This window comes from Pseudomonas putida group bacterium ESBL64 (genome assembly GCF_045277175.1).
In the GTDB taxonomy this organism is placed as follows: domain Bacteria; phylum Pseudomonadota; class Gammaproteobacteria; order Pseudomonadales; family Pseudomonadaceae; genus Aquipseudomonas; species Aquipseudomonas alloputida.
Genome location: NZ_CP145799.1, coordinates 279,807 through 296,147, shown reverse-complemented (window position 1 = coordinate 296,147; position 16,341 = coordinate 279,807). Strand labels below are relative to the sequence as shown.

The following is a 16,341-nucleotide window of genomic DNA, read 5'->3' as shown; positions in this document are numbered from 1 at the left end:
AAAGTTCAAAGTATTTATAGAGCGAAATGATATTACTGGATGTTTCGTTGCAACCTACGCTGCAGTCTGTGGGAGCAACGCAGCGTTTGGGCAATATCGCCATCAGTGCGACCCGCCTGCGAGCCGACCAAGAAGCCACAACAGCCGTTGTACGGGGCGCCGCAAGGGCTTCCCGCTTTGTGATAAAGGGAGGCCCCCGATGCCTAAGCCACCACGCACCCGCTCCGAACTGGCCGACGTGCTGTTTCGCTTGCGCCGCAGCTTCTACGCCCTGGCCGCCTTCAGCGGCGTGATAAACGTCATGATGTTGACGCCAGCCATTTATATGTTGCAGGTGTACGACCGCGCCCTGGTCAGCCGCAATGTCACGACCTTGGGCATGCTCACCTTGCTGGTGGTCGGGCTGTTCCTGCTGATGTCGGCCCTGGAGATGGTCCGCACCCGGGTGTTGATAAGGGTGGGCAATGGCCTGGACATGAGCCTGAACCGGCGCCTCTTCAGCGCTGCCTTCGAACGCAACCTGAGCCGTGCCGGCGGTAACCCGGCCCAGGCCCTGCAGGACTTGGCGCAGGTTCGGCAGTTTCTCACCGGCAACGGCCTGTTCGCGTTCTTCGACGCCCCCTGGACACCGATCTATCTGCTGGTTTGCTACCTGATCCACCCCTGGCTCGGGCTGGTCACCACGATTGGCTCGCTGATCCTCGTCGGCCTGGCCTACCTCACTGAAAAGGCTACGCAAAAGCCCTTGGCCGAAGCCAACCAGGCAGCCATGTCGTCTGCCAGCTACGCCAACAACAACCTGCGCAACGCCGAAGTGATCGAAGCCATGGGCATGCTGCCGTCAATCGGCAAGCGCTGGTACCAGGGCCACTTGCGCATCCTGCAGATGCAGACCCTGGCCTCCGATCGCGCGGCGCTGATCAGCAGCACCGGGCGCTTCGTGCGCATCACCCTGCAGTCGCTGATCCTCGGCACCGGCGCGCTGCTGGCGATCGAGGGCACGATCACCCCCGGCATGATGATCGCCTGCTCGATCCTGACCGGCCGAGCCCTGGGCCCGGTGGAACAGGTGATCGCCGCGTGGAAGCAACTGCTGGGCTGCCGCCTGGCCTGGGGCAGGCTCAATGACCTGCTGCAGGACTACCCGCAACGGCCACCAAGCATGTCGCTGCAGCGGCCGATGGGCATGCTGGCCGTGGAGAACGTGATCGCCGGCGCCCCTGGCAGCACCACCAGCATCGTACGCGGGGTGAGCTTCAGCCTGGCCCCGGGTGACAGCCTGGGTGTCATCGGCCCTTCGGCCTCGGGCAAGTCCACCCTCGCCCGCCTGCTGGTAGGTGTGTGGCCGGCCCAGGCCGGCAAGGTGCGCCTGGACGGCGCCGATATCTTCACCTGGAACAAGGCCGAACTGGGCCCGTGGCTGGGCTACCTGCCGCAGGACGTGGAGCTGTTCGAAGGCACCATCGCCGAAAACATCGCCCGCTTTGCCGAGGTGGACAGCGACGCGGTGATCCGTGCTGCCCGCAGCAGCGGTGTACACGACATGATCCTGCGCTTCCCGCAGGGTTACGACACCCGCCTGGCCGCCGATGGCAGCCCATTGTCTGGCGGCCAGAAGCAACGCATCGCGCTGGCCCGCGCCCTGTATGGCGAGCCCAACCTGGTGGTGCTGGACGAGCCCAACGCCAACCTCGATGACGTGGGTGAAAAAGCCCTGGTCGATGCCCTGGCCGAGCTCAAGGCACGCGGCGCCACGGTGGTGCTGATTTCCCACCGGCCCAATGTGCTGTGCGCGGTCGACCAGATACTGATGCTGCGCGACGGTGGTGTGCACATGCTTGGCAGCCGCGACGAAGTGTTCGCCGCGCTGCGCAAGGCCGCGGTGATTCCGGCAACGGCTGCGGCACCGCTGGCTTCGGTCAAAGTACGGGAGTAACCAACCATGCAGATGACTCAACATGCCGAACTGATCCCCGCCGAGACCAGCCACCTGATCGACCTGGACGCGGGCCGCCCGGTACGCTGGGGCGTATGGCTGGTCATCGCCGGCTTCGGCGGCTTCCTGCTGTGGTCCTGCCTGGCGCCACTGGACGCCGGCGTGGTCGCCACCGGTACGGTCAAGGTCACCAGCAACCGCAAGGCGGTCCAGCACCTGAGCGGTGGCACCGTTGAAGCGATCATGGTGCGCGAAGGTGATGTGGTGAAGAAAGGCCAGGAAGTGGTGCGCCTCGATGCCCTGCGCGCGGTGGCCGAACAAGGCGCTCTCAGCGCCCAGTACATCGTCAGCAAGACCGTGGAAAACCGCCTGGAAGCCGAACGCGATGGCCGCGATACCGTTACGTTCGACCCTGCCCTGCTTGAACACTACGCCAATGACCCACGCCTGCTGGCCGCCATGGACCTGCAACAGCGCCTGCTCGACACCCGCCGCGCGGGCCTGGCCGGCGAACTGAGCATCCTTGAAGAAAACCTCACGGCCTCGGCAGTGCAACTGAAAGGCCTGCAGCAGGTGTACGGCGCCCGCGCCTCGCAGATCGGCTTCCTCAACCAGGAACTGCAAGGCACCCGGGTACTGGCCGCCGAAGGTTATGTACCCCGCAACCGCCTGCTGGAGCTGGAGCGCAGCAATGCCGACCTGTCCGCCGGCCAGGCCGAAAACCTCAATAACATTGCCCGGGCGCGCAGCCAGGCCACCGAGATCAAGCTGCGCATCCTGCAGCGCCAGCACGATTACCTGAAGGAGGTGGAGTCGCAACTGACCGATACCGCCAAGGAAAACACCACCCTGGCCGACCGCTTGCGCGCACTGGACTATGAAGTGACCCACACGGTGATCCGCTCGCCGATCGACGGCATGGTCCAAGGCCTGAGCATCGCCACGGTCGGCGGCATCATCCAGCCCGGGGCCAAGATCATGGAAGTGGTGCCGCTCGACCAGCCGCTGCAGGTCGATGCGATGATCCCGGTGCAGGCGATCGACAAGATGGTTCCAGGCCTTGCCGTGGACATCGCCTTCCCGGCCTTCAACCATGCGCAGACGCCGAACATTCCCGGCCGGGTAAAAACCATTTCCGCCGACCGGCTGCTCGACGAAGAAAGCAAGCAGCCGTTCTACCTGGCCCAGGTGGAAGTGACGCCGGCCGGCATGGGCTTGCTGGGCAGCAACCACATCCGCCCCGGCATGCCCGCCACCGTCACCATCAAGACCGGCGAGCGCAACCTGCTCAGCTACCTGCTCAAACCAATGCTCGAACGTGTGGACGCCGCGTTCAAGGAGCAATGACATGAAACGCCCATGCCTGATGGTGTGCCTGCTGGGAGTTGCCGTACAGGCCAGTGCCATGGACCTGAAGCAAGCCTGGGACCTGTTGCAGTACCAGGGCCCGATCTACCGCGCTGCCGTGCATGAGAAACAAGCCGGTGGCGAAAACCGCGCCATCGGCGAGGCCGGCCTGCTGCCGCAGATCAACGCCTCGGCCTACTTCAACCAGGTCAATGGCAGCCAGCGCCAGAATGGCCAGGACAATGACCTCGACTATGACTCCAAGGGCGCCAACGTGCGCCTGCGCCAGCCGCTGTTCAACAAGCAGAAGATGGCCGAGTACCGCCAGGGCCAGCAACGCGCCGACTACAGCGTGGCGGTGTTCGATGCCAAGAGCCAGGACGCAGCGGTGCGCCTGGCCGACGCTTACTTCGACGTGCTGCTGGCCAGCGAAACCATCACCCTGGCCAAGGCCAAGCTGAACGCGTTCGAGGAACAGCTGGCATCGGCGAAGCGGCGCAAGGAACTGGGCGCCGGCACCATTACCGACGTCGACGAGTCGGTGGCCCGGCGCGACCTGGCCGAGGCCGACCTGATCGACGCCCAGGACAACCTGGTCAACGCCCGGCGCAAGCTGGAGGAATACATTGGTGAAACCCCGCAGGCGTTGACCACCCTGCAGGCGGGCTTCAGCACCCCGCCGCTGATGCCGGGCAACCTGCAGGAGTGGCTGGTCAAAGCTCAGGCTGACAGCCCGCTGATTCATGCGCGCCGGCACAGCTACGCGCTGGCCGAGGAAGAAGTCAACCGCGCCCGCGCCGGACACTACCCGACCCTGGATTTCGTGGCGGGTTACACCGCGGGCAGCAGCCAGTCGATTTCCGAGCTGAACCAGCGCAACCACTACAGCTCGATCGGGCTGGAGCTGAACATCCCGCTGTACAGCGGTGGCAGCACCCGTGCCCTGACCCGCCAGGCCAGCGCCAACAGCGCCAAGGCCCTGGATGAACTGGACGCCACTCGCCAGGAGGTGATTTCCAACACGACCCGCGAGTACCGTGGCGTGCAGAGTGGCGCCCTGCGCATTCAGGCACTGGAAAAGGCCGTGACCTCCAACGAGCGTTCGCTGACCTCGACCCGCAAGGGCTTCAAGGAAGGTGGCACCAGCACCAACTCGGATGTGCTCAATGCCGAGGAGCTGCTGTATGACGCCCGCCATGACCTGTTCGAGGCCAAGCTCAACTACCTGATGTCGCGCCTGCGGCTGGCCTCGTCGGTGGGCAGCCTGGGGGATGATGATATCGAGCAGATCAATGATTACCTGGGGCCGGAGCTGATAGTCAGCAATTGATAGCGACCTCAAGCCATGCAGTGTCCCTGCACGAGCAGCCTTGTACTGCGAACAGGCCAGCAAGGCCTGACCGGTGGCAACGATCCACGAGACCCACCCCTTTCGATGCGGTCGTTGCCAGTTTCAAGGAAGGGGCACCCGCCCTGCAGGCTGCCGTAGCTGCGACGTATTCCTTCAGGCTATGATCGGTCACCCTGCCGCGGACACCCTGAGCCATGCCCGTAGACCTGCAAGCGTTGTACCCCAGGCTGATCCATCTGATGCTGGACACGGTATTCGTGGTCGACAGGGACAACCAGATCGTGTTCGTCAGTGATGCCTGCGAGACACTGCTGGGCTACGGGGCCTGCGAACTGATCGGCACGCCGATTACCCGCTACATGCACCCTGACGACCTCGCGGCCACGCGCGCCTCGATCATGCGGGTGATGAACGGCCAGCCGCACTACGACTTTTGCAACCGTTACCTTCGCAAGGACGGCAGCGTGGTGCACATTTTGTGGGCGGCCTGCTGGTCCGAGGAGGCCCAGGCGCGTATCGGCGTGGCGCGGGACGTTACCGCCCAGCGCAAGGCCGAAGACGAACTGCGCTTCCTCGCCCATCATGACCCTCTGACCCGGCTGGCCAACCGCGCCATGTTCAATGAACGGCTGGACACTGCCCTGGCCGCGGCCCGGCGTCACAACCGCAGGCTGGCCTTGCTGTTCCTCGATATCAATGACTTCAAGCAGATCAACGACAACCACGGCCACAGCGTGGGTGACCAGGTCCTGTGCACACTGGCCCGCCGCCTGGAAAGCTGCGTAGGGGCGGCTGGCACGGTAGCGCGGATGGGCGGTGACGAATTCACCGTGCTATTGCCCGATTGCCCGTCGCCGGAGGCCATTGCCACGCACGTGCAGTACATTCTCGCGGTCATGGCTGAACCGCTCGATGCCGAGTTTGCCGGCATCGATGCACCGTCCTGCAGTATTGGCGTGGCCCGCTTTCCCGAAGACGGCAACGATGCCGACATGTTACTGCGCCATGCTGACGGGCACATGTACCGAATCAAGCGCCAACGCGCTGCGACTGGCTGAAAGCAAGGGCACACCGCATGGCTGAACACCTGCAAGCAACTGCCGGGCAAACACCCGCCTCTGTCGGCCTGGGCCAGGCATTGCTGTTCTGGCTGAAGCTGGGTTTCGTCAGTTTCGGCGGCCCGGCCGGGCAGATTGCGATCATGCATCAGGAGCTGGTGGAGCGGCGCCGCTGGATCAGTGAACGGCGTTTCCTGCATGCCCTCAACTACTGCATGTTGCTGCCCGGGCCCGAGGCCCAGCAACTGGCCACCTACATCGGCTGGCTGATGCACCGCACCTGGGGCGGGGTGATGGCCGGCGCTCTGTTCGTGCTCCCGTCGCTGTTCATCCTGATCGGCCTGTCGTGGGTGTACCTGACCTGGAGCGAAGTACCGGTGGTCGCCGGGATTTTCGAAGGGATCAAGCCGGCCGTGACCGCCATCGTCGTGCATGCCGCCCACCGCATTGGCACGCGGGCGCTGAAGAACGGCTGGTTATGGGCCATTGCCGCGGCCTCGTTCGTGGCCATTTTCGCGCTTGACGTCCCCTTCCCGCTGATCGTGCTGGCGGCCGCACTGCTGGGTTATGTCGGTGGCCGGCTGCTGCCGGCACAGTTCGCGCCCGGTGGTGGCCACAGCGCGCCAGGGCCCGCCAGCGCCCGGCGCTGATTGACGACGATACCCCGATACCCGCGCACGCCCGCTTCAGCTGGGGCCGCCTGGTGACCTTGCTGCTGGCAGTTGCAGCGCTTTGGCTTCTGCCCATGGGCCTGCTGATGGCGGCCTTTGGCTGGCACGGCACACTGACGCAAATGGGCTGGTTCTTCACCAAGGCGGCGCTGCTGACTTTCGGCGGTGCCTATGCGGTGCTGCCCTATGTCTATCAAGGGGCTGTCGGCCACTATGGCTGGCTGTCGCCCACGCAGATGATCGATGGCCTGGCGCTGGGCGAGACCACGCCCGGGCCGCTGATCATGGTGGTGGCCTTTGTCGGTTTCGTCGGCGGCTACCTGCAGCCGATGTTCGGCGCCCACCAGGCGTTCCTCGCGGGCGCAGTGGCAGCGAGCCTGGTGACCTGGTTCACCTTCCTGCCCTCGTTCCTGTTCATCCTCGCCGGAGGCCCGCTGGTGGAGTCGACCCACAACGAACTGAAGTTCACCGCCCCACTGACCGGGATCACTGCGGCGGTGGTGGGGGTAATCCTCAACCTTGCGCTGTTCTTCGGCTACCACGTGCTGTGGCCGGCCGGGTTCGATGGCGCGTTCCACTGGTCCTCGGCGGTGATAGCGCTCGCGGCGGCTGTGGCGCTGTTCCGCTACAAGCGCGGGGTGATACACGTGTTGATCGGCTGCGCCGTTGCCGGGCTTGCCCTTCACCTTTTCCGCTGATGGAGCCGATCATGCGCAACCCTGAAGACGCCTTGCTCGACAGTTGGCACCATAACGCCCAAGTCTGGATCGACGCCGTACGCAGCGGCGCCATCGAAAGCCGTCGCCAGGTCACCGACCAGGCCATCCTGCTGGCCATCCTCGGCCGCCAGCCCGAACGGGTGCTCGACCTGGGCTGCGGTGAGGGCTGGCTGCTGCGCGCGCTGGCCAGCCGGGGTATCGAGGCCGTGGGCGTCGACGGCGACAGCTCCCTGGTGGATGCAGCGCAGGCTGCGGGCGCGGGTGAGGTGCACCTGGCCAGCTATGCGCAGCTGGCTGAAGCGAAGGTACATGTTGGCAAGGACTATGACGTGATCTGCGCCAACTTCGCGCTGTTGCACCAGGACATCATTGAACTGTTGTCGGCCATGCGTACTTTGCTGGTGCCAGGCGGTGCGCTGGTGATCCAGACCCTGCACCCGTGGAGCGTGGCCGGCGGGGATTATCAGGATGGCTGGCGAGAGGAGTCTTTTGCCGGGTTTGCCGGGGATTGGCAACCGATGCCTTGGTATTTCCGCACCCTGGCCAGCTGGCTGAATGCGGTGGACATGGCGGGGTTGAGGCTGGTCAGTCTGCAGGAACCGCAGCATCCGCAGAGCGCGGTGCCGCAGTCGTTGTTGATGGTGGCTGAGCGTCACTGAATCGGGCCGTAATAATCCTGTGGAAGCAGGGTTCACCCCACTCCCACAAGACAGGCCGGTGCAGGCGACTACAGCACCGGCTTGCGCGCCGCGCCGCTACGGGCCTTGGCCATGGCTGCCAGGCGCACCGCAACGTTGGCAGCGCCGTAACCGGCGTACCCCGCCTTGCGCTGGATGATCTCGAAGAAGAAACGCTCCTCGAACGGCTCGGTATAGACGTGGAACAGCTCGCCACCTTGAGCGTCACGGTCGTACAGCACGTTGTAGTACGCCAGTTCGCTGAGGAACTCGTCGTCGAAATCGAAACGCGCCGCCAGGTCGTCGTAGTAGTTCAGCGGGATTTCCAGCAGCGGTACCCCTGCCAGCTTGGCCCGCGCCACTTCGCGGAAGATGTCGTCACAATCGAAAGCGATGTGATGCACACCCGAACCACGGTAGCTTGACAGCGCATGGGCGATGGCGGTGTTGCGGTTTTCCGAGATGTTCAGCGGCAGGCGCAAGGTGCCGCACTGGCTGCGCAGGGCGCGGCTCTTGACCAGGCCATACGGGTCGGGCAGCACCACTTCGTCGTCGGCGGCGAAGTCGAACAAACTCTTGTAGAACAGCACCCAGCTGTCCAGCGACTCGGCCGGCAAGGCCAGGGCCATGTGGTCGATGCGGCGCAGGCCGCCGGTCGCGGTTGCGTTGTTGTCCAGGCTGAAGTCGGTGTCGTACAGGGTGTGGCCGGCAGTGCCCTGCTCTACCAGGTACAGCAGGCTGCCATCGGGCGCACGCACCGCCGGCACTTCGCATTCATTGGGGCCGACCAGGCCGCGGAACGGCTGGCCACGGAAGGCGGTGGCCCGCTTCAGGGCCGCTTGCTGGTCCTTGACCCGCAGCGCAGTGGCGCACAGCGACGGGCCATGGGCCTCGAAGAAGTTGTGGCCAAAGGAATACGGTTCGGCGTTCAGCACAATGTTGATATCACCCTGGCGCAGCAGTTGCACTTCTTTGCTGCGGTGCTTGCCGGCTTCGGCAAAGCCCAGGCGCTTCAACCAGTTGCCCAGGCGCGCGCCGACGGCTTCGTCGACCGCGAACTCCAGGAACTCCACGCCGTCATAAGCGCTGGCCGGCGGCGGGGAGAACAGCACGCCAGGTTCGATCGGCGTGTTTTCCTGCTCCAGGCGCAAGCGGGTCTGCTCTTCGAGGTACAGCAGCGAACGCAAGCCGTCGGCGGCATTCTGCCGGGTCGGTGCGGCGCGGAAGCCGTCGTTGAAGATTTCCAGCGACAGCGGGCCACGGTAACCCGTGGCGAGGATCGGCGCGAGGAAACCGGCCATGTCCATTTCGCCCTGCCCCGGGAAGCAGCGAAAGTGGCGGCTCCACTCCAGCACATCCATGGCCAGGATCGGCGCATCGGCCATTTGCACGAAGAAAATCTTGTCGCCGGGGATGTCGCGGATCGCGCTGGGGTCACCTTTGAGCGACAAGGTGTGGAAGCTGTCGAGGATCACCCCGAGTGCCGGGTGGTCGGCCTGGCGCACCAGGTTCCACACTTGCTGGTAAGTGTTGACGTGGCGGCCCCAGGCCAGCGCTTCGTAACCAATGCGCAGGCCACGCTTGCCGGCATGTTCGCCCAGCAGGCGCAGGTCGTCGACCAACAGTTGCTCGTCACCCAGGGCATCGGCCTGGACGTTGCTGCACACCAGCACCAGGTCGGTACCCAGTTCCTGCATCAGGTCGAACTTGCGTTCGGCGCGGTCGAGGTTTTTCTGCAGACGGTCACGGCGGCAGCCTTCAAAGTCGCGGAAAGGCTGGAACAAGGTGATGGCAATGCCCAGGTCGGCGCACATCTGGCGCACCTGGCGCGGGCTGCCAGCGTAATAGAGCAGATCGTTCTCGAAGATCTCGACGCCGTCAAAACCGGCGGCGGCGATGGCTTCGAGCTTTTCCGGCAGAGTGCCGCTCAAGGACACGGTAGCGATCGAACGCTGCATGGCGGGAGTTCCTTGTTGTTGGAAGAATACGGTGCCATTCGGGCAAACAACCCCTGTTACAGTTTATGGCACGATCGATTATTCGCAGGTAAAGTCGTCGCTTCAATCTCTTTGTACGGAATGGTTAGTTTTGCGTTCGATTATCGCACAAAACCCGTTTTAGCGAATTGCTAGACCGCGGGCCCGTGGTCAACATGGACCACAGACGCAGGCACACCGACCGTTGCCTCCTGCCTTGGCATAACCTCTGGCGGAACCTGCGCAAACAACAATAACAACGGAGACAACGATGGCTCACTCCAGCTCGCAAGCAAAGAAAGCGACCGCCAGTGGATGGATAGGCTCGGCACTCGAGTACTACGACTTCTTCATCTACGCCCAGGCCGCTGCGCTGATTTTCCCGCAGATTTTCTTCCCTAACACCGACCCGAAAATGGCCATCATTGCCTCGTTGGCCACCTATGGCGTGGGCTACCTGGCACGCCCGATCGGCGCCTTCGTACTGGGCCACTGGGGTGACACCCGCGGTCGCAAGAACGTACTGCTGCTGTGCATGTTCCTGATGGGCCTGTCGACCATGGCTGTCGGCCTGCTACCCACCTACCACGACATCGGCTACCTCGCACCGGCCTTGCTGGTGGTGTTGCGCCTGATCCAGGGCTTTGCCGTGGCCGGGGAAATTTCCGGTGCCAGCTCGATGATCATGGAGCACGCGCCGTTTGGCCGAAGAGGCTACTACGCCAGTTTCACCCTGCAAGGTGTGCAAGCGGGCCAGGTACTGGCGGCGGCGGTATTCCTGCCACTGGCGTACTTCATGCCCAGCGAAGCCTTTACCGAATGGGGCTGGCGCATTCCGTTCCTGATGAGCGCCATCGTGCTGATTGCCGGCTTCATCATCCGTAAGGAAGTGCACGAAACCCCGGCGTTCGTTCAAGAAGAGAAACAGGACAAGGTTGTCAAGTCGCCCATCAGCGAAGCCTTCCGCCACAGCTGGAAGCACATGGTGCTGGTGATGTTCATGGCCCTGATGAACGTGATCCCGGTCGTGGCCACCATCTTCGGTGCGGCCTACGCGGTGCAGCCGGCGTATGGCATCGGCTTCGACAAGAGCGTGTACCTGTGGATTCCGGTGGTCGGCAACATCGTCGCGGTGCTGGTGATCCCGTTCGTGGGCAACCTGTCGGACAAGATCGGCCGTCGCCCGACCATGATCGCTGGCTGCCTGGGCTCTGGCCTGCTGGCCTTCGTCTACCTGTATGCGATCAGCATCCAGAACGTGCCGATGGCGTTCGCCGCCTCGATCGTCATGTGGGGCATGGTCTACCAGGGTTACAACGCGGTGTTCCCAAGCTTCTACCCAGAGCTGTTCCACACCCGCTACCGCGTTACGGCCATGGCCATCGCGCAGAACATCGGCACCATGCTGACCGCCATGCTGCCCGCGCTGTTCGCAATGGTTGCTCCGCCGGGCTCGGACAACATTCCGCTGGTAGTCGGTGGGCTGGCCTTCTTCATCACCGGCGTGTGCGCCCTGGCGGCCTACATTGCCCCGGAAACCCACCGCCTGGCGATGGACGACCTGGGCAACCCAGACGCCAAGCCGATGGAAAAGGCTGCCTATGAAGCCAGCCGTAAAGGTAGCTTTCAGGCGGTGAGCCACTGATAGATTGCAGGGGCTGCTTTGCAGCCCCTTCGCGGGCAAGCCCGCTCACACAGGTACCGTACAGGCTTCAGCCCTGATGCGATCCCTTGAGAGCGGGCTTGCCCGCGAAGGCTTCAGCCCTTGATCACGTCCTGCAGACGTGCCCACAGCCGCTGCACATCCCCCCGCTCGGTCGGCAGCGCACCAATCGAAACCCGCACCATCCACCGCCCGTCCAGTGTAGCCGGCGTCACATAAGCATCGCCGGATGCATTCAGCCGCTCGGCCCAACCCTTGGTATGCGCATCCAGCGCCTCCCCTTCAAGCCCCGCCGGTCGATGGCGAATGCACAAGGTCTGCAGCTGCACTGGCGCCAGCACTTCCCACTCCGCCGCCGCCTCGACCTGCCCCGCCAGCCACTGGGCATTATCCAGGTCACGCCGCAGCCGCGCCTGCAATGCATCGACACCCTCGCTGCGCAACATGAACCACAGCTTCAACGCACGGAACCGACGGCCCAGCGGAATGCCCCAGTCGCGCAGGTTCTTCACCTCGCCATCCACCGCCGACTGCAGGTAGCTGGGATTGGTGCTCATCACGCGAATCAGGTGCTGCGGATCGCGCACGTAGTAGATCGAGCAATCGAAGGCCACACCCAGCCATTTGTGCGCGTTGACCACCACCGAATCGGCCAGCTCGATGCCGTCCCACATCCAGCGGCACTCGGGCAGGATCATCGCCGAGCCGGCCATGGCCGAATCAACGTGCAACCACAGCCCATTGGCCTGGGCGATTTCGCCCACCGCGCGCAGCGGGTCGAGAGCAGTGGTCGTCGTGGTGCCGGTGGTGGCAACCACGGCGCAGGGCTGGTTGCCGGCAGCCAGGTCCTGTTCGATCGCCGCCTGCAGTGCTTCTGGGCGAAGGGCGTAGCGGTCGTCGGTGGGGATCAGGCGGATATTGTCGCGGCCAAAACCTGCCAGCAGTGCAGCCTTGTCCACCGAGCTGTGGGCGTGGGCGCTGACATACACGATCAAAGGCTTGGGCTCGGCCTGCAGGCCACCACGTACCAAGGCGTAGTCAGTGGCGCGTTCACGGGCACTGATCAGCGCCACCAGGGTGCTGGTCGAGGCAGTGTCCTGGATCACCCCACTCCACTGGGCAGACAGGCCAAGTAACTGGCGCAGCCAGTCGAGGGTGGTTTCTTCCAGTTCGCTCAGGGCCGGGCTGGATTGCCATGACAGGCCCAGCACGCCCAGACCGGTACTGAGGAAGTCCCCCAGCACCGAGGACAGGGTGCCATTGGAAGGGAAATAGCCATAGAAATCCGGGTGCTGCCAATGGGACAGGCCGGGCATGACCAGGTTATTGACGTCGTCGAGAATGGCCGCGAAAGGTTCGCCTTGTTGAGGGGCAGTTGCGGGCAAGGCGGCCTTGAGATAGCCAGGTTCGACCTGGGCCATGACCGGGCGTTCGCCCACGGTCTGGCGGTAGTCGGCAATCAGGTCGATCAGTTGGTGGCCGTACTGGCGGAATTGTTCGGGGGTCACGCTAGCTCTCCTGGGGTTATCCATTGCCTGTGCTGGCCCTTTCGCGGGTAAACCCGCGCCTACAGCCGCGAAGAAGCCGCACAATCAACACAATGTCCCAGTCTAGGCACCTATCCCCAGCCGAATAACCCCGCTTCACGCATAGCTGCTATGGCGAACCCGCATGCCCGCCCTGCACCCCGAACTGCGACTGGCGCCACAGCTCGAACACCCGGTTGCGAAACCAGCGGTGCTCGGCCGAAGCCTGCAGGCGCTGGTGCCACACCACCCAATAGCGCTGGCTGTGGTCAATGAAGCCCAGTGGCCGCCAGTCCAGGTGATGTAAACGGCACAACTGCCGGGCAATATGCTCGGGGACCGTGGCCACTGCCTGACTGTTGGCAATCACTTGTACCGTGGCGCAGAAGAACGGCACTTCCAGGCTGACCCGCCGCTGCAGGCCCTGTGCACGCAGGTGACGGTCGATGAAGCTGTCCTTGTCGCCACCGCCCGAAATGCGCACATGCTTGTACGCCAGGTAGTCGGCCTGGCTGAGCGCGGCCTGCGCGGCCAGCGGGTGATCCTGGCGCATCAGGCATACCGCGCGGTCCTCACCCAGCAGCCGTCCATGCAGGTTGGGCGGCGACTCGTCAAACAAGGTGGTCGCCAGGTCGATTTCTCCGCTGGCCAGCAAGGCGTACTGGCCGGCCTGCCAGGTGCGGTACTCCAGCGACACACCTGGCGCTTCGCGCTCCAGCGCCGCCACCAGCAGCGGCAGCATGTGCTCGGCCACATAGTCCGAAGCGGCCAGGCAGAACCGCCGCTCGCAACGCGCCGGGTCGAAGATGGCGGGCTGGCGCAGCGCGTGCAGTTCTTCGAGCACCTGGCGCAAAGGCTCGACCAGGGCTTCGGCGTGTTCGCTAAGCACGTAACCACGCCCTTGGCGCACCAGCAATGGATCATCGAAGGCTTCGCGCAGGTGGGCCAACTGGCGGCTCAGGGCCGATTGGCTGACACCCAGGCGCTCGGCCGCGTGGCTGAGGTTTTTAAGCTGCAACAGGTGGTCGAGGGTACGCAGGTGGGCGAGGCTGAGGGAGGCGAAGGTGGGGTTCATGCAGGCTCCCTGCGGTGGAATTCAAGGGCCCTCTCGCGGGCAAGCCCGCTCTCACAGGGTTCTCACATCGTTCAGCATCGTGAAAAACCTGCGGGAGCGGGCTTGCCCGCGAACAGGCCGCAACGCGGCCCCGACGATTACTCGGTCAGGCCAACATAGACGTTCTGCACGTCATCGTGCTCGTCGATCGCCTCGAGGAACGCTTCGACCTCGGCCAACGCTTCAGCACTCAGGCTGGCCGCGCTTACCGGGTTTTTAGGGGTGTAGCCGATTTTTGCCGCAGTCACGGTGAAACCATGCTCTGGCAGGGCCTTCTGCACCGCGTCCAGGTCGGTGGTGTCGGTGATGAACAGGGTCGAGCCCTCTTCTTCACCTTCCTCGAAGTCCTGGGCACCGGCTTCGATCGCGGCCATTTCCGGATCAGCGTCAGCGCTCGCAGGCGTGGCTTCGATCAGGCCTACATGGTTGAAGTCCCACGCTACCGAACCGCTGGCACCCAGCTGGCCCTTGCGGAACAGCACGCGGATCTGCGCGACAGTGCGGTTGATGTTGTCGGTCAGGCACTCGACGATCAGCGGTACCTGGTGCGGTGCGAAACCTTCATAGCTCACCGCATGGTATTGCACGGCATCACCGTCCAGGCCAGCGCCCTTGCGGATTGCCCGATCCAGGGTCTCGCGGGTCATCGAAGCTTTCTTGGCTTGCACGATGGCCAGGCGCAGGCGCGGGTTCATGTCGGGATCGGCACCCGACTTGGCCGCGATCTGGATTTCCTTGGACAGCTTGCCCATGATCTTGCCTTTGGCATTGGCCGCTGTTTCTCTATGTTTGGCTTTCCACTGTGCGCCCATGTCGACTCTCTTGTTTCAGCGGCCGGTTCAGGAAGCGACCGGCCAAAAGTGGGTGCATTTTATACGCCCTCGAGCATGGGATCGACAAGAAATCTCATCAGCCTTTATCGGCTTTGCCCGCCGCCGCGGCAAACCGCGCCAACCGCACGTCCAGCCTTCGCGGGCGCACACCACGATCTTCGGCCTGCTCCTTGCGGCGGATGGCATTGCGCACCATCAGCGAGCCCAGGTAGCGGATCGGCTCGGGCGGGAACAGCCCCAGCGGCCCTTTGACCAGCGGCGACCGGGTCCACGGGTTGTCCAGCCCCAGCGCCAGCGACGAAAGAATCTGCCCGCCCATGTGGCACGGGCCAACACCGCTGCCGGAGTAACCAAAGCCGTAGAACACGTTGCCCTGCCCGTCCAACCGACCAAAGAACGGCAGGCCGGTTACCGAGCGATCCGACGGCCCGTTCCAGCTGGCCGCCAGTGGCACCTCGGCCAAGGCCGGGAAAAAGCCGCCAAGGCTTTCGCGCAGCAACCGCCGATACGGCGACGGCTGGTCGAACACCGGCAACATGCGCCCGCCATAGGCAAACGTGTTGCCGCCCTTGCCGAGCATCAGCCGGCCATCGGAGGTGTTGTGGTAGTAGTGCACGAAAATACGCGAGTCGAGCACGCTGATGCCGCTGTCCAGGCCGATCTGGCGCAGCAGCTCGGGGCACGGTTCGGTAATGACCATGTCGCTGGAAACGATCGCCACACTGCGCTCGAACTGCGGGAAGACGCGCGCCATCCAGGCATTGAGGCCCAGCACGACACGGTCGGCGCGCAGCGTGCCGTGGGCCGTGCGTACCTGCACCGGGGCGCCGTGCTCCAGGCCGGTCATGGCGGTGCCTTCGTAGAGCCGCACGCCGCGCTGCAAGGCCACCCGGCGCAGGCCGCGCACCAGTTTGCCAGGCTGCACGGTGGCGGCGGCCGGCGAGAACCAGCCCTCCAGGTGCCGTGCCGAACCGGCCAGGCGCTGCACCTGCTCCAGCGGCAAGCGGCAGAACGAGTTGATGCCCTTGTGCTCCAACGCGGCGATCACCGCGTCGGTGGCACCGACCTGCGCTGCGTTGGTGGCCGTGTACAGCGTGCCGTCCAGGCGGTAGTCGCAGTCGATGCCATTGGCCGCGCAGAACACACCGATGTCTGCGATGCTGCGCTCCGACTCGCGTACCAGCCGCACCGCCTCCGCCGCCCCGAACAGGCGTTCGAGGGTGAAGTACTTGGCCGACCAGGACAACGCACAGCCCCCATTGCGGCCGCTGGCTCCGGCACCACAGATGTCGGCCTCGATCAGCACCACATCCAGGGCCGGTACCGCTTCCTTGAGCATCAGCGCCGTCCACAGGCCGGTGTAGCCGCCGCCGACAATGCACACATCGCAACGGGTATCGCCTTTCAGCGGCGGGCATACCGCCTCCTGCGCCGAATCCAGGGCCTGTTGCAGCCAGAAGGGTCTCATTC

At 64.2% G+C, this 16,341-nt stretch carries 11 protein-coding genes and 1 pseudogene; 7 read left to right on the top strand and 5 right to left on the bottom strand.

The annotated features are described in order from the left end of the window. Positions 1–199: 199 nt before the first annotated feature. From V6093_RS01410 to V6093_RS01385, 6 genes and pseudogenes are all read left to right on the top strand, one after another. Positions 200–1,936, top strand: coding sequence for a type I secretion system permease/ATPase (locus tag V6093_RS01410; protein ID WP_014860848.1), 1,737 nt, complete (start codon positions 200–202; stop codon positions 1,934–1,936). 6 nt (positions 1,937–1,942) lie between these two features. Continuing rightward, on the top strand, positions 1,943–3,283 hold the full coding sequence (locus V6093_RS01405; RefSeq protein WP_012052828.1) for an HlyD family type I secretion periplasmic adaptor subunit: 1,341 nt from the start codon (positions 1,943–1,945) through the stop codon (positions 3,281–3,283). 1 nt (position 3,284) lies between these two features. Continuing rightward, positions 3,285–4,613, top strand: a complete 1,329-nt coding sequence (locus V6093_RS01400; RefSeq protein WP_047603943.1) for a TolC family outer membrane protein — start codon at positions 3,285–3,287, stop codon at positions 4,611–4,613. A 215-nt stretch (positions 4,614–4,828) separates the two neighbouring features. Beyond that, entirely contained in the window at positions 4,829–5,692 is an 864-nt protein-coding gene (locus V6093_RS01395; RefSeq protein ID WP_406669676.1) for a diguanylate cyclase domain-containing protein, read from the top strand. A gap of 17 nt (positions 5,693–5,709) precedes the next feature. Further along, positions 5,710–7,061 (top strand): annotated as a pseudogene (chrA, locus tag V6093_RS01390) (chromate efflux transporter). An 11-nt stretch (positions 7,062–7,072) separates the two neighbouring features. Then, positions 7,073–7,741: a class I SAM-dependent methyltransferase gene (locus tag V6093_RS01385; protein ID WP_332729117.1), complete on the top strand. Its 669-nt coding sequence runs from the start codon at positions 7,073–7,075 to the stop codon at positions 7,739–7,741. A gap of 68 nt (positions 7,742–7,809) precedes the next feature. On the opposite strand, the gene quiC is transcribed toward V6093_RS01385, so the two are convergent. Further along, positions 7,810–9,717, bottom strand: a complete 1,908-nt coding sequence (gene quiC / locus V6093_RS01380; RefSeq protein WP_003250790.1) for a 3-dehydroshikimate dehydratase QuiC — start codon at positions 9,715–9,717, stop codon at positions 7,810–7,812. Positions 9,718–10,006: 289 nt separating this feature from the next. On the opposite strand from quiC, the gene V6093_RS01375 reads away from it, so the two are divergent. Next, a complete protein-coding gene (locus V6093_RS01375; RefSeq protein ID WP_003250787.1) occupies positions 10,007–11,380 on the top strand; it encodes an MFS transporter in 1,374 nt (457 codons plus the stop codon). Between the two features lie 113 nt (positions 11,381–11,493). Here V6093_RS01375 and V6093_RS01370 read toward each other — a convergent pair whose 3' ends face one another. The 4 genes from V6093_RS01370 to V6093_RS01355 form a co-directional block, all read right to left on the bottom strand. Then, on the bottom strand, positions 11,494–12,906 hold the full coding sequence (locus V6093_RS01370) for a DOPA decarboxylase (RefSeq protein WP_047603948.1): 1,413 nt from the start codon (positions 12,904–12,906) through the stop codon (positions 11,494–11,496). A 148-nt stretch (positions 12,907–13,054) separates the two neighbouring features. After that, positions 13,055–13,999, bottom strand: coding sequence for a LysR family transcriptional regulator (locus tag V6093_RS01365; RefSeq protein WP_108078831.1), 945 nt, complete (start codon positions 13,997–13,999; stop codon positions 13,055–13,057). A 137-nt stretch (positions 14,000–14,136) separates the two neighbouring features. Then, positions 14,137–14,850 (bottom strand): YebC/PmpR family DNA-binding transcriptional regulator, encoded by a 714-nt coding sequence (locus V6093_RS01360; RefSeq protein ID WP_004575404.1) that lies wholly within the window; start codon positions 14,848–14,850, stop codon positions 14,137–14,139. A 97-nt stretch (positions 14,851–14,947) separates the two neighbouring features. Continuing rightward, positions 14,948–16,339, bottom strand: a complete 1,392-nt coding sequence (locus tag V6093_RS01355) for an FAD-dependent oxidoreductase (RefSeq protein ID WP_108078830.1) — start codon at positions 16,337–16,339, stop codon at positions 14,948–14,950. Positions 16,340–16,341 lie beyond the last annotated feature (2 nt).